This window comes from Clostridium facile (genome assembly GCF_014297275.1).
GTDB classification, from domain to species: domain Bacteria; phylum Bacillota; class Clostridia; order Oscillospirales; family Ruminococcaceae; genus Massilioclostridium; species Massilioclostridium facile.
In genome coordinates this window covers 2,387,050-2,408,609 of sequence record NZ_JACOQK010000001.1, presented here as the reverse complement: position 1 = coordinate 2,408,609, position 21,560 = coordinate 2,387,050, and the positions used below count along the sequence as shown (strand labels likewise).

General features: G+C 40.6%; 8 protein-coding genes, 7 tRNA genes, 2 rRNA genes and 1 other annotated feature. Of the genes, 5 read left to right on the top strand and 12 right to left on the bottom strand.

Features of this window, described 5'->3' with window-relative positions:
• Positions 1 to 197: 197 nt before the first annotated feature.
• Positions 198 to 1,061, top strand: a complete 864-nt coding sequence (gene fba / locus H8Z77_RS09965) for a class II fructose-1,6-bisphosphate aldolase (RefSeq protein ID WP_069986811.1) — start codon at positions 198 to 200, stop codon at positions 1,059 to 1,061.
• A 291-nt stretch (positions 1,062 to 1,352) separates the two neighbouring features.
• Positions 1,353 to 2,513 (top strand): MFS transporter, encoded by a 1,161-nt coding sequence (locus H8Z77_RS09960; RefSeq protein ID WP_069986810.1) that lies wholly within the window; start codon positions 1,353 to 1,355, stop codon positions 2,511 to 2,513.
• Positions 2,514 to 3,292: 779 nt separating this feature from the next.
• Here H8Z77_RS09960 and H8Z77_RS09955 read toward each other — a convergent pair.
• Positions 3,293 to 7,612 carry a family 78 glycoside hydrolase catalytic domain gene (locus H8Z77_RS09955; RefSeq protein ID WP_186996903.1) on the bottom strand — a complete coding sequence of 1,440 codons (4,320 nt, stop codon included), beginning with the start codon at positions 7,610 to 7,612 and terminating at the stop codon, positions 3,293 to 3,295.
• A 209-nt stretch (positions 7,613 to 7,821) separates the two neighbouring features.
• On the opposite strand from H8Z77_RS09955, the gene H8Z77_RS09950 reads away from it, so the two are divergent.
• Both H8Z77_RS09950 and H8Z77_RS09945 read left to right on the top strand, forming a co-directional pair.
• On the top strand, positions 7,822 to 8,835 hold the full coding sequence (locus H8Z77_RS09950) for a helix-turn-helix transcriptional regulator (RefSeq protein WP_186996902.1): 1,014 nt from the start codon (positions 7,822 to 7,824) through the stop codon (positions 8,833 to 8,835).
• Between the two features lie 100 nt (positions 8,836 to 8,935).
• Positions 8,936 to 9,183 (top strand) — a binding site (T-box leader).
• A 42-nt stretch (positions 9,184 to 9,225) separates the two neighbouring features.
• Entirely contained in the window at positions 9,226 to 10,599 is a 1,374-nt protein-coding gene (locus tag H8Z77_RS09945; protein WP_069986807.1) for a TrpB-like pyridoxal phosphate-dependent enzyme, read from the top strand.
• A gap of 258 nt (positions 10,600 to 10,857) precedes the next feature.
• Here H8Z77_RS09945 and H8Z77_RS09940 read toward each other — a convergent pair whose 3' ends face one another.
• Positions 10,858 to 11,847, bottom strand: coding sequence for an AraC family transcriptional regulator (locus H8Z77_RS09940; RefSeq protein WP_186996901.1), 990 nt, complete (start codon positions 11,845 to 11,847; stop codon positions 10,858 to 10,860).
• A gap of 213 nt (positions 11,848 to 12,060) precedes the next feature.
• Here H8Z77_RS09940 and H8Z77_RS09935 point away from each other — a divergent pair, with 213 nt between their 5' ends.
• The gene (locus tag H8Z77_RS09935) at positions 12,061 to 15,927 is read left to right on the top strand and encodes a family 78 glycoside hydrolase catalytic domain (protein WP_186996900.1); all 3,867 of its coding nucleotides are present in this window, start codon (positions 12,061 to 12,063) and stop codon (positions 15,925 to 15,927) included.
• A gap of 78 nt (positions 15,928 to 16,005) precedes the next feature.
• Here the strand turns inward: H8Z77_RS09935 and H8Z77_RS09930 are convergent, their stop codons facing one another.
• From H8Z77_RS09930 to H8Z77_RS09885, 10 genes are all read right to left on the bottom strand, one after another.
• Positions 16,006 to 16,659: a hypothetical protein gene (locus H8Z77_RS09930; RefSeq protein WP_069986804.1), complete on the bottom strand. Its 654-nt coding sequence runs from the start codon at positions 16,657 to 16,659 to the stop codon at positions 16,006 to 16,008.
• Positions 16,660 to 17,647: 988 nt separating this feature from the next.
• Positions 17,648 to 17,723: transfer RNA gene (locus H8Z77_RS09925), tRNA-Thr, on the bottom strand.
• 2 nt (positions 17,724 to 17,725) lie between these two features.
• A tRNA-Trp gene (locus H8Z77_RS09920) sits at positions 17,726 to 17,801 on the bottom strand.
• A 19-nt stretch (positions 17,802 to 17,820) separates the two neighbouring features.
• Positions 17,821 to 17,897 (bottom strand) — tRNA-Ile (locus H8Z77_RS09915).
• 34 nt (positions 17,898 to 17,931) lie between these two features.
• Positions 17,932 to 18,006: transfer RNA gene (locus tag H8Z77_RS09910), tRNA-Glu, on the bottom strand.
• Positions 18,007 to 18,010: 4 nt separating this feature from the next.
• Positions 18,011 to 18,086, bottom strand: a tRNA-Lys gene (locus H8Z77_RS09905).
• A 68-nt stretch (positions 18,087 to 18,154) separates the two neighbouring features.
• Positions 18,155 to 18,271: ribosomal RNA gene (gene rrf / locus H8Z77_RS09900) — 5S ribosomal RNA — on the bottom strand.
• 63 nt (positions 18,272 to 18,334) lie between these two features.
• A 23S ribosomal RNA gene (locus tag H8Z77_RS09895) occupies positions 18,335 to 21,172 on the bottom strand.
• Between the two features lie 144 nt (positions 21,173 to 21,316).
• A tRNA-Ile gene (locus H8Z77_RS09890) sits at positions 21,317 to 21,393 on the bottom strand.
• A 51-nt stretch (positions 21,394 to 21,444) separates the two neighbouring features.
• A tRNA-Ala gene (locus tag H8Z77_RS09885) sits at positions 21,445 to 21,520 on the bottom strand.
• Between the last annotated feature and the right edge of the window lie 40 nt (positions 21,521 to 21,560).

Genomic DNA, 21,560 nt, shown 5'->3' with positions numbered 1-21,560 from the left:
GGTAAAATTGGTATTTATCAACAAATATTTTGGAAAAATTTCTACAGCTCAAATTGTTAATAAATTAACAATTCTGCAAAATCCCCTTGATATTTCCATCCATAGAGCATATAATAAAATTATCAAGCAGGATAGGAAGGCACAAAAGCAATTCCTATTCAAATTATACGTCAAAATGACGAGTAGGAGGATTTTCTATGTTAGTATCCGCGAAAGAGATGCTGGAAAAAGCAAAAAAAGGCCATTATGCAGTTGGACAGTTTAATATCAACAATTTGGAATGGACACGTTCTATCCTGCAAACAGCAGAAGAGTTAAAATCACCTGTCATCTTAGGCGTTTCGGAAGGCGCTGGGAAATGGATGGTTGGTTACCATACCGTTGTAGGCATGGTAAACGGCATGTTAAAAGATATGAGCATCACCGTACCAGTTGCCCTTCACTTAGATCATGGTAGTTATGAAGGTGCCTTGGCTTGTATTGAGGCAGGTTTTTCATCTATTATGTTTGATGGTTCCCATTGTCCAATCGAAGAAAATATTGAAAAAACAAAAGAGCTAGTAAAACTCACAACAGAAAAAGGAATTTCCATCGAAGCTGAGGTTGGTTCTATTGGTGGGGAAGAAGACGGCGTTGTCGGCGCTGGCGAATGTGCTGACCCACAAGAATGTAAAATGATTGCGGACCTTGGAGTTACCATGCTAGCTGCTGGCATCGGCAACATTCACGGTAAATATCCCGCAAACTGGAAAGGTTTATCCTTTGAAACTTTAGACGCAATTCAAAAATTAACAGGAGATCTCCCTTTGGTATTACATGGTGGTACAGGGATTCCAGCCGATATGATTAAAAAAGCAATTGACCTGGGCGTTTCCAAAATCAATGTAAATACAGAATGTCAGCTTTCTTTTGCAGAAGCTACTAGAAAATACATTGAGGACGGGAAAGATTTACAAGGGAAAGGTTATGACCCAAGAAAACTGTTAAAACCAGGTGCAGAAGCCATCAAAGAAACTGTAAAAGAAAAAATGGAACTGTTTGGTTCGATTGGCAAGGCATAAAAAATAGAATTCTATATTATCTATATTAAGAGCAAAGCATAAAATGGCTTTGCTCTTTTTCCTGTGCACTTTTAGTATCTCTATTTTCAAAATATTCTGCTGGATCAAACGGCGCTACAAAAAACATATCGGAACATGAAATGGTGGAATCCAATCGAAGGTTATCAAAATAATGTTATGGTGTGTTTGTCCACTATTTTGGGAATGATAACGATATGGATTGGATAGATATTACTGAAACAATATCATTTTTTCAGATACATAGCTTACTATATTATCTAGGAGGTATTCATGAAACAAAAAACTTATTCAAAAGATATTATTTTAATATTGATAGCCAGCTTTTTCTATTTTTGTAGCCCCATGCTGATAACTCCCTTGATTACTGGTTTTTCGGGCAGTATTGGGGCTTCCGCTACCATGATGGGGATGATTGGCGGGTTCATGAATTTATGCTCCCTTGTTTGCCGCCCTTTTGTCGGGAATTTAGCGGACAAAATCAGCAAATATAAAGTTTCTTTTCTTGGCGCGGGATTGATGTGCCTTTCCTGTTTGGGATATATGGTTGCAACAAACCCAATGATTGTTTTTGTTGCCAGAATGATAAATGGCGTGGGGTTTGCCTGCTGCTCTGTTTGTATGGCTACCTGGATGTCCAACATGTTGCCCAACGAGAAAATTGGTTCCGGCATGGGGATTTATGGTATGATGAACGCCCTTGGCATGGCGGTTGCTCCTGCAATCGGTATTAGTATTTATCAAGTATTTGGTTATCGGCTCTCTTTTGGGATTGCTCTACTTACCTCTTTGATGACAATGATTATAATTCAATTTATTGGAAATAAAGGCGAGCCAGAACCCCAAACTCAAAAAGTAAAAACCAAATTGCAGATTGCGGAATGGAAAGCTGTCCCTGTTGCCATTATTATCATGCTGTTTTCCATTCCTTATTGTGCTACCCAATCCTTTCTTGTCAACTATGTACAAGCTCGAAACCTTTCTGTATCAGTAAGTCTGTTTTTTCCTCTTTACGCGGTTGTTCTATTGGTTCTTCGCCTTTGCCTGAAAAGCTTGTTTGACCGACTCCCTTTTCAATATTTTTTATTTGGCAGTTCTATCAGCGCTTTTGCTGGGATTTTGTGTTTGACGTTTCTGAAAAATAATATTATATTGTTTTTTGCTGCCTTATTTATGGCGGGTGGATATGGCATGATGTGCTCTATATGTCAATCCACCGCCATTTTATTGGCAGGGAAAGAAAAACGTGGGTTGGCAAACAGCACCTATTATATCGGGCTGGATTTAGGGATGGCTTTGGGCCCTGCGATTGGGGGATTTTTGTTTGGAAACTTAAATTTGTCCTTATTTTATCCCGCTTTATTGCTTACTGTTCCTTTGGCTATTATAGTATATTTCGTTGTAAAAATAAAAAATAGAGCCTCTTTTCAATAATAGACTTTTTATTTACAGAATACATTTTGTTTTTTACAATACCTTTTATACTCCCACATAATAATTATTGCTTTAAACGTAAGTTTGTCTTACACAGTCTCTAAAAGGGGATATTACCGGCTTAATCCCTATCAGGGGTAATGAATGATATTATCGCATCACACGCATTTTACCTGTAAACGGATCAAAAATGGTAATCTTTTCATTTACTATTTTTCGTACTGTCTTTCCTTTTTCAGCTTGCATAAAACTCGCTGTTACAATTGTTGCTATACTCTTTGTCTTTCCCCGGTAAAACCGGGGAATTTTTTACATCTAAAGGTACCATATTAAAAACAATAACCTTATAATCAACTACAGAATTAGCATTTGAAACAAATTGTATAAACCGGAGTATTGCCTTGATGCCATCATTCACTGCTAGATAAAATCATTCCATACTTCAATTAACCGCTTTTTTATCATAACGAAAGTCATGACCTCCGGCAAAGCCGGAGGCTTGATTAAGCCCTAGAAGGTCATTTTACTGGCGGGCATCTAACGATGCACTGAACATTCTTTCTCTTGCATCTACTGCTCCGCCACCCGTAAACGGGCACTTATGCTTCTTTCCGAGCTTGATGAACTTGCTAGATTGCTTGTTAGTAACTCGCTTCGCTCGATACTTGAAGCGAAAGCTTTTTTACGAGGCACCTCCACCGGTATAGCCGGTGGTTTCCCTAATCAATCAAAAAAGGAAGGTTCACTATGAACCTTCCTTTTTGGTTACAAGATATGAATTACTTTTTCCTGCTGGAGAGGAACAGTGCTGCACCTGCTACTGCTAATACTGCGATGCCTGCAATTGGGGCAATGTCCCCTGTTTTTGCTGCGTTCGCCTTTGTTGTTGTGCTTTCCTGTCCCGTTTGGGTAGCATTGTTGTTGGTAGTTGGTGTTTCAGTTTCTGTTCCTTCTACTGCTACTAAACTATCCATTGCAGCCTGCACAGATTGTACTGCTACGTCTACTTCTTCCTGAGTTGCGTTTTCATTTGCTAATACTGCATTCGCATCTTTTAATGCCGCTTCCAGTACTGCGTAGCTTTTTGCTGTGTATACATTCACATCTATCTGATTTGCTTTTGCTACTACTTCTTCCAGGATAGATTTATCTGCTTTGTATCTCAGGTTCAACATTGCGTTTAACAGCTTATCTGCTACTTCATTGATTTCCGCCTGCATTGCGTCTCCGTCTTTGTATACGCTCTGAGCTGCTTCCAATGCTGTGGTAAATTCCGCTTGACCTGCTTCTACATACTTACTCAGGTCGATTCCTTCTGCTGCTGCAATTAAGCTTGCTAATTCTGTTTTATCGCCTGCTACAAATCCCAACTTATGGATTTCATTTAGCAAGGTTTTCCATGCTGCATCCACTTCTTCCTGGGTTGCTGCATCATTTTCTGCTACTGCTTTCGCATTTGTCAACGCTTCATCAAAGGATTTTTGTACACTTTCAATAGCGTTATCATATTCACCGCTTGCTTTTGCTGCATCTGCGTATTCGATAACAGAATTTAAGATACCTTTATCTGCTGTTTCTGTTTCATCTGCTACATAGCCATCTGCAATGCTTGCTACCAATTTACCATCTTGCAGTGCAAAGTTGTAGCCACCTGCTTCCAAGTTGAATTTTGCTGTCATTTGGCCATTGTGTTCTTCCATACCTACATAAGTAATACCATCTATTGCTGTAAAGTCTGCTACTACTTCTTCACTTACTGGCAAGTATAGGGTCGCGGTTGTATTTGCAGGTACTACCGCTTCATAAGAGGTCAATTTACCTTGATTCGCTGTCCAATTGGAAACGATAGTTCCATAATCTGATTCATAGCTACCATTGGTATAGGTAAAGCTTCCACCTGGTGTTGGCTGTAATTCAAAGCTCTGGAATCCTGCGGTATCATCCCTTTGGATACCAACCTGGTAACCCATCATCCATGCGCCTACCGCGCCTAAGGAATAATGATTGAAAGAGTTCATTCCGTTATTTCCACCATAGCCATTTTCTACGGTGTAGGAGTTCCAACGTTCCCAAATAGAGGTTGCGCCCTGGGTTACTGGATACAGCCAGGATGCATATTCGGTTTGTTCCAACATTTTGTAAGCATCTTCAATGTTTCCACCTTCTGTCAAAGCTGGTAACAATGGGGCAGTCCCTACAAATCCTGTTGTAATCGTATAATTTTCTCTTGCGCATGCTTCTACCAAGTAATCTTCTGCGTATGGTTTGTTCGTTTCGTCAAATACATCATATGCCAATGGCAAAGAATAGGATGCCTGGGTATCCTGGACTTTTCCACTTGCAGTAGTTTTATGGGTTTCTGGGTCTACATAGGTGGCGTTCCATTCTGCTTTAATGCCTGCCGCGTAATCGCTATACAATTGGGCGTCTTCTGTTTCGCCAATTGCCGCTGCCATATCCGCCATTGCTTTTGTTACATAGTAGAAAGTTGCATTAGATAACATTGGGGTATCGGTAGAGGCAACGGACAGATGGTCTGCCAGGAAACCGGTGTTAGAAGTCAAATATTCCTTACCTGCTGCTTTTTTACTCATCATACCATCCATATGCAGCTTCATAGAATCGTAGTGCTCTGTGATGATGGAGGTATCTCCATACTGCAAATAGGTTTCATATGGTACAACAACACCTGCTGCCTGCCAGCAATATCCCAAATTCATGGCATTTCCTACAACAGCATTATAGCTAGGAGCGTATTTGTCGTAAGTACCATCTTGTTTGCCCTGAGCATCTCTCATCAGGGATAGAAAGTTACCATAGAAAGAGTTCATATCCGCCATATAGGTTGCGGTTCTGGAGAATACCTGAGCATCTCCGGACCATCCCAGCCTTTCGTCACGCTGTGGGCAGTCTGTTGCGATGGACAGATGGTTCCCATAAGTGGATCGCATGATATTTTCAAACAACTGGTTTACCAGTTCGTTGGAAGAATCAAAGTTACTTGTCTGTTCTGTAATAGAGCTTAATACAATCCCTTTAATGTTTTCTTCTGGAATTTGTTCGTCTACGCCGGAGATTTCAATATACCGATATCCATGGAATGTGAATTCTGGTACAAAAGTTTCTCCGCCTTCTGCACCTTTCATCGTATAGCGGTCTGTACTCAATGCGGTTCTATAGTTTTCAGTTAAGATTAAGCCCGCCAAATCGCCATAGTTATATTCGTTGTCTTCTGGCAGATCTGGATAAATACTTTCACCAAATCTCAGTGTGATTTCTTGTCCCGCTTCACCTTCTGGCAAGGTAATCTGTGGGACACCTACCATGTTAGTACCCATATCATAGATATATACGGTGTGGTTATCATCCCCACGGGTTTCTTTGCTGACAAAAGTTGCATCCAGGGTTTCTACCTGTTTTACCCCTTCGTCTGTTTTGGCTACGATTTTTGGCTCGTACCCGCTTACTTTAGAGTCCATTACGGTTGCCGCTCTCCATGCGGATGCGTCATAGTCCGAGGTATCCCAGCCTGCTACTGCTGCTTCCAGATTTGCGTCATAGGTTTCGCCATTAAAGTTTCCTGCGTATCTTACTGGTCCTTCCCCATAATACTGCCAGGTATCATCTGTTTTCACAATGGAGCTTGTCCCGTCCGTGTATTTGATTTCCATCATTGCTAGGAAGGACTGACGGTCACCATAGAAGTTATAGTCTGTTAAATTAAAGGATGCCTCGTCGCCATACCAGCCAGACGCCAATGTTGCGCCGATGGTGTTTTCCCCTTTCTGCAACAGCTTTGTTACATCATAGGATGTGTACTGAATTTGTTGGCGGTAATCAGAGTTACCAGGAGTAAAATATTCGTCTCCTACCCTCTGGCCGTTGATGCTCATTTCATAAATACCACGTGCAGTGGCGTACATAGTTGCACGCTCAATCTCTTTGTCCGCTGTAAAATCTTTTCTGAGCATTGGAATGGAACCATAGGATGGGTCCGCATAAGCAAGCATCCCTTTGTTCACCAAAATAGATCCATCTTCTTTTACGGTTACGCCTTTTATTCCTTCAAAGATATCATAGGTGGCGCCTGTATCTTTTCCAAACACTTCCGCCTGTGGTTCACGATAGTTTTTAATCGAGATATTAGAGAAATCAGTTGCTTTTTGATTATTTTCACTGGTGATAAAGCCAATGCTATTCAAACGTGGATATAACTCCGTACCACCTGGATTTAATGTTAATGCATCAGAAATTTTTTGACCATCAATGCTCATGCTTTCCATCTGGTTTCCGGAAATCACAATTTCATAATCATGGAAGCCATTTTTGTTTTTGTCATTGATGATTGTTTCTGGTACTTCGATTGTGGCGATTGGGGTTTCCACTGTATCTGTTGGACAATATCCTACACGGTACACTTCCACTGTTGCCGGCATTTGGCTAACATTCAGTTGGTATGCGATGTAGTTTTCCCCATGGATTAAATAGTTGTTGTAGATGGTTGCGCTAAACCTAGGATCATCCGCGCCAAATACAAATCCGGATTTTTCTCCGCCTTGTTTAATCCTCATGGTGTAGTTCATCCGGTATACTGGCATGGAAGCCGCATCCAAATACAGTTCATCCGCACCAATCCATTCAGCACCTTCCCATGTGCTTAAATCCTCGCTCATTAGCCCTGTAGTGAACTGTTCTGGTTCAGATACCACTGGGGTTCCATTTTTATCCCACACAGTTACCATCCATTCATATGCAGTTTTTGGCTGCAATGGAGTTGCTGTGTCCGGATATTCAACCCAAGTGGAATTGCTATCTTCTACTTTTCCGCTGTTCCAAACCTCTTCTCCTGTTTCTACATTGGTGACCCGGATTTGGTAAGCGGTTTGTTTTTGCCCGATTAGATTGGAATCCATTGCCCAACTAAACCTTGGGGTGGTATCATCCACTGTTGTTGCATCTTCCAGGGAATTGGTTTCCATAGAAGTAATCGTTGTACTGTATCCATTTGCTGCTGACGCAGGGATTACAGTAGCTGTCATACTTGCCAGCATAGCAACGGACAGCAATACAGACAATATTTTTGTTTTGAGATTTTTCATAGTTTCCTCCTCCTCAAAATTTTTGAAAATTCTCATGTAACTTACTGTATAACCCATTATAAAATGTTTTTGAAAAAATTCATGTAATTTGATGATTAATTTCAGGTATTCTGAAATCATTTGCAATTCATTTTCAGCAAATATCCTATACAATACATAAAAAATATGTTATAATTGCATATAATATTAAAAGTTAGGATGGCAGCAATATGGATAAATGGTTAGACCAAATAAAAGGGAGATGGCAGGGACGTACCAAGAATGGTGCTTCTTCTCAACCTTCAAAGCCGAATGACCTTGGAAAAAAACTGATGGATATCGTACGGGAAAAAGGGTATTATACGCTAAATATAGAAACATTTGGAGAAAATACAATAGTAGCCTTACCTCACCTTTATGACCCAGATTATAAGCAAAAACCCCTTTTTCATGTGCATAATTATTTTGAAATGGTGTATGTTTACCGTGGGAGTTGTGTACATGTCACCCACGATGAAACGATCCATCTCCACCAAGGGGATGTTTTACTGATGAACCCCCACATCCTACACTGGCTTTATCTCGAACATCCCACCGATATTGTGTTTAACATCTTGCTGTCCAAAGATTTCCTGGAACAGACGGTTTTTCCTTGGATGACAGACAACCGTTTAATGTTCAATTTCTTTTTGGATTACTTTTACCATTTAAACCAGGTGGAGGATTTTATTTTATTCCCCTATACTGAAAAATATCCGGTAGAGTCCCTTATTAAGCAATTAATTGAAGAATATGTAAATGATGATTTATGTTGTGATTCCGCTTTAAAAGGGATTTGCCTGCAACTGTTTGCCCATTTGGCACGGATATGCAACGATTACTATGTCGCCAATGATACTGATATGAAAAATCATCAGGTAGCCATCCGAATTATCCAGTATATCCAGACTCACTTGGATACCATATCATTAGAGTCTGTTGCAAAGGAATTTAATTATTCTACTTCCCATATATCTCGGCTGTTCCGAAAAAGCTTAGGAAAAAGCTATTCCGAAGTTGTTTATAATATTAAATTACAAACCGCAAAAAAATTGCTGGAAACAACGTCGCTTTCTATGGGGGATATTGCTGACAATATTGGCGTAAACGATACCAGCTACCTTCATCGGATTTTCAAGAAAAAATATGGGCTATCCCCTTCGGAATATCGAAAACAAATGCAAAAATCCATAGATGAAGGATAGCTATTTTGTACAAAATTTTCTTTTATAAATTATCAATAACTGCTTAATTATAAAAATTTGTATTGACAATGTTTTTGTTTAATAGTATAATCAAAAAAAAGGAAAACCAATGAACAAGAAGAGTAACCTAAAAGCAATATTCTCAGAGAGCTATGTGTTGCTGGAAGCATAGTAATATTATTTGGGTGAATGGGCTTGTGAGGGCAAACTGAAAGCAATGGTATTTGCAGATAGGGGCGACGGATTCCAACCGTTATTGTGGAGCATGTATGGTAGTACATGAAAAAGTGCGTTCATTATGAATGAATTTAGGTGGCACCGCAGGAGTTTTGATCTCTTGTCCTATGATTAGGGCAAGGGATTTTTTGTTTATAGAAAGGATGAGTTGTTATGAAAAAAATACCTTATAAGATTTATCTGGAAGAAAGCGAACTTCCAAAACAATGGTACAACGTACGTGCGGATATGAAAAACAAACCCGCTCCAATCTTAAACCCTCAAACATTAAAACCAATTACATTTGAAGAGTTGCGCCCTGTTTTTTGTGATGAACTGGTAAAACAGGAACTGGATGATACTACCCCTTATTTTGATATTCCCCAGGAAATTATTGACTTTTATAAAATGTACCGTCCATCCCCATTGGTGCGCGCTTACTGTTTGGAAAAAGCGTTGGACACCCCCGCTAAAATCTATTACAAATTTGAGGGGAACAACACTTCTGGCAGCCATAAATTAAATTCCGCCATTGCACAGGCATACTATGCAAAACAGCAAGGGTTAAAAGGGGTTACCACAGAAACCGGTGCGGGCCAATGGGGTACCGCCCTTTCCATGGCATGTGCTTATTTCGGGCTTGATTGCCAGGTGTACATGGTAAAATGCTCCTACGAGCAAAAACCCTTCCGTCGTGAAGTAATGCGTACTTATGGCGCCAGTGTCACCCCATCCCCTTCTGACACCACTGAAGTGGGAAGAAAAATTCTAAAAGAATTCCCGGGTACATCCGGAAGCTTGGGCTGCGCTATCTCTGAAGCGGTGGAAGCTGCTACTACACAGGAAGGTTACCGTTATGTATTGGGTTCGGTCCTCTCTCAGGTTCTACTACATCAGACTGTTATTGGTTTGGAGGCAAAAGCCGCTTTTGAAAAATACGATGAAAAACCGGATATTATCATTGGATGCGCTGGCGGTGGTTCCAACCTTGGCGGATTGATTTCACCATTTATGGGAGAAAAACTCAGAGGTGAAAAGGATTATCAATTTATCGCGGTAGAACCAGCCAGCTGTCCAAGCTTCACAAGAGGTAAATTCGCTTATGATTATTGTGATACCGGAATGGTTTGCCCGCTGGCAAAAATGTATACTCTGGGCAGCGGATTTATTCCATCCGCAAACCATGCTGGAGGTTTACGTTACCATGGTATGAGTTCCATCCTATCACAGCTCTATCATGACAACTTAATGGATGCGGTAGCGGTAGAACAGACTTCTGTATTTGAAGCAGCCGAAAAATTCGCACGGATTGAAGGGATTCTTCCTGCACCAGAAAGCAGCCATGCCATTAAGGTTGCCATAGACGAAGCAATAAAGTGCAAAGAAACTGGAGAAGAAAAGACAATCCTATTCGGTTTGACAGGCACAGGCTACTTTGATATGGTGGCTTACGAAAAATTCAATAATGGTGAAATGAGTGATTATGTTCCAACTGATGCGGATCTGGAAAAAGGATTTGCAGGGCTTCCAAAAGTAGATTTATCATAACATCAAAATAGTCAACTATGGATTGTATTCGGTACTGCCGTATTTTAATATTATCTTGAAAAATGATTGATTTTTTGAAACCAATCAATTCGTTTAGTAGTTAGTATATTATGTTGGACTTCTCCATGTTTTTATGGGGAAGTCCTTTTTATAATATTTAATCATATTGTGTTTATTGATAATATAATATTTTTTATCATAGAAGAGACAAAAAACATGCACCTTTATTTTTTGAAGGTGCATGTTTTAATATCGCCTTTATTTTGCTGCTGATAAATCTACATAGATTTGTTTTCGATATTCGGATGGAGACATATGAAACCTCGCTTTAAACACTTTATAAAAATAGTTGGCATCACTAAACCCAACCATTTGGGTTATCTCATTAATCGTTAAATTCTTATTTTCCAAATATTTTTTGGATTGGTTTAACCGCAAAAAATGGACAATGTCAGAAAAATTCTTACCGGTATAATTGGTAATAATCTTAGAAATATAGCTAGTAGAATACTGAAATTGTTCCGATAGTGATTTTAGTGAAACATTGGAGATATTTTGGTTAATATAAGCAATAATATCCACTACTAATTGGCTCTTTGGCGTATCATCTAAAATCTCTTGGTTTAATTTTCGGTAACTGCGGGAAAGCGTTGCAAATAACTGCACCAAAATAGCCTGCATCACGCTGGTACAGCAAATATCATGTGAAATATATTCCTTAATCAACATATCCACAATAAATTTTGTAGGATATTCGTCATCCTTCGGAAAATAGAGGTAGTTTGAAGTCATATTGATGTGATAGAGGTAGTTTACAAAAAAATTGGAAAACAACTTGTTATCCGCAATTAAAGACAACATAACATCCTCAAATACAGAAGGTTTGATGATAATATTGATAATGGTATTCTCATCACTTGGAGTAAACGGGGAATGTAACGCGTTAGGATTTAACAACATAAAATCCCCTTCTGATAATACCATTTCTTTTTCTGGAAGAATATTTAAACAGGAGCCTTTATAAACATAAAACAGCTCAAAAAAGTTATGGTTATGTAAATAAGGATCCCTTGTTTTTCCAAAATGGGGAAATAGAATAATGTTATCTGCCATTCCTTCAAAATGAAAATGCTCATAATAATCAATATATTGGGAAGCTTCCATTCCCTGTGTGGTATTTAAATCTCTTTTTAAACGGCATCCAGATGATTTAACTTTTTTTGCTAACTCTAATTTCAGATTAGACATTGGTTCTCTTCCCTCCTTTGTGTTTTATTATAACACAAACATTCAAAAAAATAATAGGTTTTTATGTAAAATTCAAATAAAAGCAGAATCCAGGAAAATTATCACAGTGGAAATATTTTCTCATCATGCTATAATTGGGATAAATCATAAATGTTTGGCCAATATTTGTGAATAAAGCAGTTTTAAACTGGAATTTAGGAAGGAGAAAATAATATGCGACATACTAAAATGTTAAAAATTTTCACCTCAGTGGTGGCTGCTGGTGTAGCAATCTCTGTGATGGTAGCTCCAATGTCATCCGCTGTTGACCAGATCATCAATGGTACAACGATTGTCAATGGAGTGGAAACAAAAATTTATGATTTGCAAACAAATTTCCAAGACAATCCAATCGGTATTGAGCAGGACAACATCCGTTTTAGTTGGAAAATGGATTCCAATTTAGTTGGGCAAGAACAGGTATCCTATCAGATCCAATTACATAAAGGCTCCGAAGATGGTGAGGTTGTTTGGGATAGTGGAGTTATAAACAGTTCCTTATCTTCTGCCATTCCATATGCAGGGGATCCGCTGGATTTGGAAACCAAATATTTTTGGACTGTAACTGTCATAGACAGCTTAGGTCAAGAAGAAACAGCTACAGCTCATTTCCAGACAGGTTGCGACTGGGGTGATACCCAATGGATTTATGCGGAAAACCAAAATCAACGTTCCCCATATTTCCGCACAGAACAAAAATTGGATTCCAGCAAAAAAGTATCGAATGCTAGTTTATACATTACCTCTTTAGGGGTATATGATGCTTATATCAATGGGCAACAGGTAATGATGCAGGATGCAGAGGGAAATCCAATTGATGATACTCTGGCTCCAGGTTGGACAGATTACAACTCCTATATTTACTATCAGGGATATGATGTTACTTCCTATGTACAAGATCAAGAAGATATTGCCTTGGGCGTACAGCTGGGACGTGGCTGGTTTGCTGGCGGTATCCAAAGCTGGTGTGAATTTGAAAAACAGATTGGCGATAAATTGTCATTCTTGGCAAAAATGATTATTACATATGAAGATGGAACCAAACAAATTATTGATTCCAACACACAAGATTGGAAATCCTTTGATAATGGCCCATTGATTGATAACGACTTCTTCAATGGCGTTGAATATGATGCTAGAAAAGAAGCTTCTGTGGAAGGCTGGAACACCGTTGGATTTGACGATTCTTCCTGGGATGGCGTTGCACAATTCACAGGCAAAGTTGGCCGTCTGGAAGCAAACAGCGGCGCAATTGCATATGTAGAAGACAACAAAATTCATCCAATCGCAAAAGACTCCTTTAAATATAGTGAAGTAATTGAATCCAAAGAAAATGGCGGTACATCTGAATATGCTACTGGAGAAGTAGTTCCAATTGCAGTAGATGTAAACCAGCCAATCGAAATTAAAAAGGGCGAAACTCTGATTTTGAATATTGGACAAAATATTGCCGGTTATAACACTATCACTGTTTCTGGTCCTGCTGGAACCCAGGTTGACGTACGTCAAGCTGAAATGTTAAACGATGGTAACTTAAACCCAACTGATAAACAAGGCGGAAGCTGCGGTCCAAAAGGCACTTTGTACTGGGCCGGTTTGACAGATGGCGGACAATTTAGGGAAACCTTAAACGATAAACCATTTGCCGACCGTTACTATCTGGATGGTGAAGGACAGGAAACCTTTACGCCAAATTTCACATGGCATGGTTACCAGTATGTTGAAATCACCGCAACAGAAGACATTACTCTATATGACTTGTATGCGGAAGATATTACCTCTGTAGGGGAAGAACGCGGATTTATCGAAACCTCCAATGCAGATGTGAACAAACTGTTTGAAAATACAAAATGGAGCCAAAAAGCAAACTACATTACATTGCCAACTGACTGCCCAAACCGTGCGGAACGCCTTGGCTGGACAGGTGACGCTCAAATTTTTGCGCCAGCTGCTTTGTATCACTATGATGTAACAGCTTTCCTCTCCATTTACAATGATATGATGGACGACTTTGCAAAACGCAGTGACAACGCTTATGGTACCTTTGTACCAACAACACCTGGCAAAGGCTTTTTCGGTGGTACAATTGAAACTGGATGGAGCGATGCAGGGATTATTATCCCATGGAATCTCTACCAGACTACTGGTGATACCAGCTACATTACCAAATATTATGACCAAATGGATGCTTATATGGATGCCTATTTTGCAAAAGGCTATAAATGTGCATTGGGTGACTGGGTAGGCTTCGAAAAGACGGATAACTCCTATATGAATGCAGTTTATAAAGTATACTGCTCTCAATTAATGAGCAAAATGGCTGCTGCGGTAGGCAACCAGGCAATGGTAGAAAAATATAATGGTTTGGAAGAACAAGCAAGAGAATATGCCAAAACATACTTGGATACTATTGGGACTCATACAGGCATGGATACACAAACTGGTATTATGTGGGCTTTAAGAGCAGGTATCTACAACAGTGAAGAACAAAAACAACAATTATACGATAGATTACAAGAAAATATCGCAAATGAAGACCAATCTTTCCGTCCAACTTCTTCTGAAAATACAATCTCTATTGGATTCCTTGGATTAAACGTAGTATTGTCCGCTATCACGGAAGTAGGCGGTGCGGAATCCGCTTATGACCTGTTATTACAAGACCAATATCCATCTTGGCTGAACCAGGTTAAATTAGGTTCCACCTCCATGTGGGAGCAATGGGATGGATATTCCGCTGAATACAGCTTTGGTTCTTCTGGAATGAACTCGTTCAACCACTATTCTTATGGTATTGTAAGTGAATGGCTGTACAAATACATGGCTGGTATCTCCGCAGATGAATCCAATCCTGGTTATAAATCAATTGTTTTACAACCAACAATGGATACTGGTACACAGTATAACAGCGAAGAACGTATCAATTATGTAAATGGTTCTTACGATTCTGCTTATGGAGAAATCGAATCCAACTGGACCTCTGACGAGGGCAATTTATCCACTTACGAAGCAGTTGTTCCGGCCAATACAACCGCAACCTTATATCTACCAGTATCCGAAGACGCTGTAGCAGAATTTGAAAATATTGACGGCGTTACTTACAAAGGTATGGAAGAACATAACGGTTTGATGACAGCAAGATTTGACCTGGAAGCTGGTGGATATAACTTCGCTATCACTGATGGTAAACTGACCGTATCTATGGCAGATGGTTATGTTGCTATGGCTGACAGAGGCATTATCAACAAAGTAATTGCATATGCGGAAAAAGAATTAGCTGACCCAGAATTCAACAATGTAATCCCATCCGTACAGGAATCCTTCAAAGCAGCATTGGAAAACGCCAAAGAAGTTGTCGCAAATGCAGCTTCTACCGAAGAAGACATTTACAGCGCATGGACTACATTGCTCAACGAAATCCATAAATTAGGTTTTGTAGCCGGAGATAAAGATAGTTTATTACTGGTGATTCAAGCAGCGGATGAAATCAACGCAGATTTGGACCGCTATGTAGAAGCTGGAAAAGCAGAATTCACCACAGCATTGGACGCAGCTAAAACGGTTTACAATAATGGCGATGCAATGCAGGCAGAAATTGATGAAGCGGAAAACAACTTGTTAAACGCAATGCTGAATCTGAGATTTAAAGCAGATAAATCAATCTTGGAAGATGTAGTGGCGGAAGCAATTGGAAAAGATGCAAATGCATACACAGCCGAAAGTTATGCGGTACTGACAGCTGCTGTAAATAACGCAAACGCAGTATTGGCAGACGAAAACGCAACCCAAGACGAAGTGGACACAGCAGTAGCAAACGTACAAACTGCAATGGATGGCTTAGTAGCAGTAGACGAAACAACTCCATCTACAGCACCAAACACCGATCCAGATCATCCAGTAGAACAAGGTACACAAACAGGCCAAGAATCTACAACCACAAAAGCAACAGCAGCAAAAACAGGGGACTTTGCTCCAATCGCAGGAATCGCAGTATTGGCAGCAGCAGGTGTCGCATTGGCAATCTCCCGTAAAAAGAAATAATCGTTTTTCCTTGTTTCACTTCTCTCTAAAAATAAAACAAAAAACTGAGGGTTTAGTTACCCTCAGTTTTTTTATTTCCTATTTATAGTCTGCTATTTCATCATACAATATGGAAGCCGTATATGGATATCTTACTGCCAACTGCAATATTTTTTCTCCATATGAAAGTGGTGCTTCTTCATCCACAAATAAGGAAAAAGAATAGTTTTTAAAGTAATGGAGCGGTGTATGATAAGGAAGAGATTGCTGTAATAAAATTTGTACCGCCAATCCATTTGCTTCTTCTAGTGTTAAAGATGAGTCAACTACCTTATTACAACTGGCTGAGATGATGTCAATTAAAGCAGCATGATCCGATTCTATTTCTAATAAGTTAATATAAAAAGAACGGGATATATGAGACCCCATAGCATAATTACACTGAAATATAACCGACACATGTTTCTCTTGATAATTATTTAGCATAAAATAAGCATCTTTATTCTCATCCTCATGAAAGATAGAATTCTTTTCATAAGTAAAATCAAACTTTTTTGGAATGATAGCATCGTTATCCATTGTATAGTGAAAATCTTGTTGTATCTTTTTATATGCTTTTGCAGTTTGCGGTACTTGATATTGGATCCATTCATTAAAGGAATTCCTATAACGGTAATCAACAATTATGTCACTTGTTATAATGATAATAGCGGATAGGAGTACACTAATAAAAACGGCAAACCTCTTTTCCATAGGCCTTCCACTCCTTTACCAGATTAAAAACAAATCATTGTTTTTAAAATCTCATATAAACATACATTCGAGCTGTGATATCAAAACCCACCATCCACTTATATCATTTTATTGGTTTATAGAAATTATCATTATCCAATATCTATACTGATTTTATCTTAAATCTGTAATCATTCTTATTTTTGCTTCTGTTGTTCTTTTAATTTATCACAATCAGTAAGTTTAATCTCAAATACCAATTTAGATACCTACGATATGATTTTAATAATGATGCCAAACAGTAAAATATAATTTTTTACACTATATTTATAAGTTATAGAGAAATAATCCATTTTCTATATACTATATTACCATATATTTTAAATTTTAAAAACGATTTTTAATAAAATATGTAACGAACCTATAGTTATTTTCTATGTAAATTATCATTTATCATAAATTCTAAGGAGCATTCCATAACTTTTTTCAAACCAAAATTAACAATTCTCTTTGTTATATGTGCACTATAAACTGCTATCCAATTGCTCTAAAAAGTGAGTTAGATATCTAGCCTTTCATCTTCAAAACGCTTTATGCTGTTCTACAGAAAACCCTATTACGACAACTTTTTCCACCTAAGTTTTATTCTATCAATAAACAATACAATCAAAACCATGAATTTATTAGTGGTTTCCTTAGATCCAAAAGGAGTCAGTACTTACCGACTCTTGGAAAAAATATTGAAGGACTACTATTGCATCGCTTGCCCCACTACTGATAAACCAGTCCGGATTTTCTTTCCCTACTCTTATGTAGCAAGAAAATCGTATAAAAAAATTCCTGAATTACTTTTGTGAAATCTTTCATTTCATTCTCAAACAAAATGTATTTTTCATCTGTTAGAATTTCTTATTTTTTTAAGAATTTTTTATTTATTCCTGATTCTGCCAGGGATTTTGTTAAACTTTTATAGGCAACAAAAAAAGCACGGGATAAATACCGTGCTTTTTGGAGCTGCTAACCAGATTCGAACTGGTGACCTCGTCCTTACCAAGGACGTGCTCTGCCTCCTGAGCCATAGCAGCATTGGCAGGGGTAAAAGGACTCGAACCTTTGGCACGCGGTTTTGGAGACCGCTGCTCTACCAACTGAGCTACACCCCTATAAAGTATAAAATTGAAATGGTGGGCCTTCGGGGACTCGAACCCGGGACCTACCGGTTATGAGCCGGTTGCTCTAACCAACTGAGCTAAAGGCCCACATATAAAATCCCAATTAAAAGAGAAACGGGTTTGGTGACCCGTACGAGAATCGAACTCGTGTTTCCGGCGTGAGAGGCCAGTGTCTTAACCGCTTGACCAACGGGCCATATTGGTGCGCCCTTAGGGACTCGAACCCTAGGCCCACTGATTAAGAGTCAGTTGCTCTACCAACTGAGCTAAGGGCGCATAAAAATGCAACCGCATATAATATGAAAACATGAGCGAGTATTCTCCTACTCGCTCTTGTTTTTAAGTGACGGCATTTTTCTATTTTCCCAGGCCGTCTCCAGCCAAGTATCTTCGACGTTGATGAGCTTAACTACTGTGTTCGGTATGGGAACAGGTGGATCCTCATCGCCATTAACACCGTCTATTTCTTTTGAAGGTTCAGTACCCTCAAAACTGAATAAGTATCACGACTTTAGAACATATCATTGGTCAAGCCCTCGACCGATTAGTACTCGCTAGCTTAACGCCTCACGACGCTTACACTTTGAGCCTATCAACCTCGTAGTCTACAAGGGGTCTTACCTGGTTAACCCAGTGGGATATCTTATCTTAAGGACGGCTTCACGCTTAGATGCCTTCAGCGTTTATCCGATCCGCACATAGCTGCCCTGCCGTGCCATTGGCATGACAACAGGTACACCAGAGGTGCGTCCATCCCGGTCCTCTCGTACTAGGGACAGCTCCTTTCAAATATCCTACGCCCACGACAGATAGGGACCGAACTGTCTCACGACGTTCTGAACCCAGCTCGCGTACCGCTTTAATTGGCGAACAGCCAAACCCTTGGGACCGAATCCAGCCCCAGGATGCGATGAGCCGACATCGAGGTGCCAAACCTCCCCGTCGATGTGGACTCTTGGGGGAGATCAGCCTGTTATCCCCAGGGTAGCTTTTATCCGTTGAGCGACGGCATTTCCACTCACATACCGCCGGATCACTAACTCCAACTTTCGTTACTGCTCGACTTGTCAGTCTCGCAGTTAGGCTCGCTTATGCGTTTACACTCTAATGCACGGTTTCCGTCCGTACTGAGCGAACCTTTGAGCGCCTCCGTTACCTTTTAGGAGGCGACCGCCCCAGTCAAACTGCCCACCTAACAATGTCCCCCGACCAGATTCATGGCCGCAGGTTAGAATTTCAGCACTCCAAGAGTGGTATCCCAACGATGGCTCCACAAAAGCTGACGCCTTTGCTTCCTAGCCTCCCACCTATCCTGTACATGAAATACCAAAATCCAATATTAGGCTACAGTAAAGCTCCATGGGGTCTTTCCGTCTAGTCGCGGGTAACCGGCATCTTCACCGGTACTACAATTTCGCCGGGTGGATTGTTGAGACAGTGCCCAGATCGTTACACCATTCGTGCGGGTCAGAACTTACCTGACAAGGAATTTCGCTACCTTAGGACCGTTATAGTTACGGCCGCCGTTCACTGGGGCTTCAATTCAGAGCTCTCACTCCTCCTCTTAACCTTCCAGCACTGGGCAGGTGTCAGCCCCTATACGTCATCTTTCGATTTAGCAGAGACCTGTGTTTTTGATAAACAGTCGCCCGGGCCTATTCTCTGCGGCTCTATTGCTAGAGCACCCCTTATCCCTAAGTTACGGGGTCAACTTGCCGAGTTCCTTAACAACCCTTCTCCCGTTGGCCTTAGAATCCTCTTCCTACCTACCTGTGTCGGTTTGCGGTACGGGCTCCGAAGATATCCACAAAGCTTTTCTCGCCTTCATCCAAGTGTACTTCCTTACTCTAATTTCAGTCCCTTACGACCGGGTCTACCAACGCCCGGCTTACACCCTTCTAAAGTGTCCCTTTGCTTAAATCTTTTGGAGGCTACGGAATATCAACCGTATGTGCATCGGCTACGCCTTTCGGCCTCACCTTAGCTCCCGGCTTACTAGGAGCGGACGAACCTTCCTCCTAAAACCTTAGGCTTTCGGCCATTATGATTCTCACATAATTCTCGCTACTCATTCCGGCATTCTCACTCGTATACAGTCCACCACCGCTTCCGCTATGACTTCTCTCCGTATACGACGCTCCCCTACCCCTGATACTTACGTATCAAGCCCAAGCTTCGGTGTACATTTTAGCCCCGTTAAATTTTCGGCGCAGGACCACTCGACCAGTGAGCTATTACGCACTCTTTAAATGTGTGGCTGCTTCTAAGCCAACATCCTGGTTGTTTTCGCAATCCTACATCCTTTTCCACTTAAATGTACTTTGGGACCTTAGCTGTGGGTCTGGGCTCTTTCCCTTTTGACTATGAGACTTATCTCACACAGTCTGACTGCTGTCCATGATTATCCGGCATTCAGAGTTTGATAAGTTTCGGTAGCCTCTCGGCCCCTAGACTATTCAGTGCTTTACCTCCGGTAATCTTTATGACAACGCTAGCCCTAAAGCTATTTCGGGGAGAACCAGCTATATCCAAGTTCGATTGGAATTTCTCCGCTATCCACATCTCATCCCCTACCATTTCAACGGGAGTGGGTTCGGTCCTCCATGACGTGTTACCGTCACTTCAACCTGGACATGGATAGGTCACCTGGTTTCGGGTCATACGCATGAAACTAAACGCCCCATTCAGACTCGCTCTCGCTTCGGCTCCGAACCTGAAGTTCTTAACCTTGCTACATACGTATACTCGCCGGACCATTCTACAATAGGTACGATATCACACTTTGACGTGCTCTATCTGCTTGTAAGCACAGAGTTTCAGGTTCTATTTCACTCCCCTCCCGGGGTTCTTTTCACCTTTCCTTCACAGTACTTTTCGCTATCGGTCATTAGGTAGTATTTAGGCTTAGAGGGTGGTCCCCCTATCTTCCCACGGGGTTTCACGTGTCCCGCGGTACTCTGGATACTGCTAGCTCTGATCTGTTTTCGGATACAAGACTTTCACTTCCTTTGGTGTGCCTTCCCATGCACTTCTCCTAACTCGTCAGATACACATTGCAGTCCGAACCCCAAAGATATTGCTACCTTTGGTTTGGCCTCTTTCCCGTTCGCTCGCCACTACTAGGAAAATCTCGGTTGATTTCTCTTCCTCGCCCTACTTAGATGTTTCAGTTCAGGCGGTTCCCCTCATATACCTATGGATTCAGTATATGATGACAGTGCATAACCACTGCCGGATTCCTCCATTCGGAATTCTACGGATCGATGTCTGCTTGCGACTCCCCGTAGCATATCGTTGCTTACCACGTCCTTCATCGGCTCCTAATGCCAAGGCATTCTCTCTGCGCTCTTTGTAGCTTGACCATTTGAATTATGTTCTCCAACTTTTTCAAATTGTAGTAGTATTTTTACCCTTTTTTTAAAAAAGATATTTGTCTTAACTACTTTTATCGCTTTACTTATTCAGTTTTCAAGGTACTTTCTTCTTTGTTACTTTTTCAAGTAACTTGGTGGGCTCAAGTGGACTCGAACCACCGACCTCACGCTTATCAGGCGTGCGCTCTAACCACCTGAGCTATGAGCCCATGTTAGATTCGGCTGTCGGTCTCTCTTTTCCCTGTTCAACCTTTCGGTTGTGGTGGAGATGAGGAGGATCGAACTCCTGACCCCCTGCGTGCAAGGCAGGTGCTCTCCCAGCTGAGCTACACCCCCATTTTCCAGGGTTTCTAGGTTGCCGCTTTTCCCATCAATT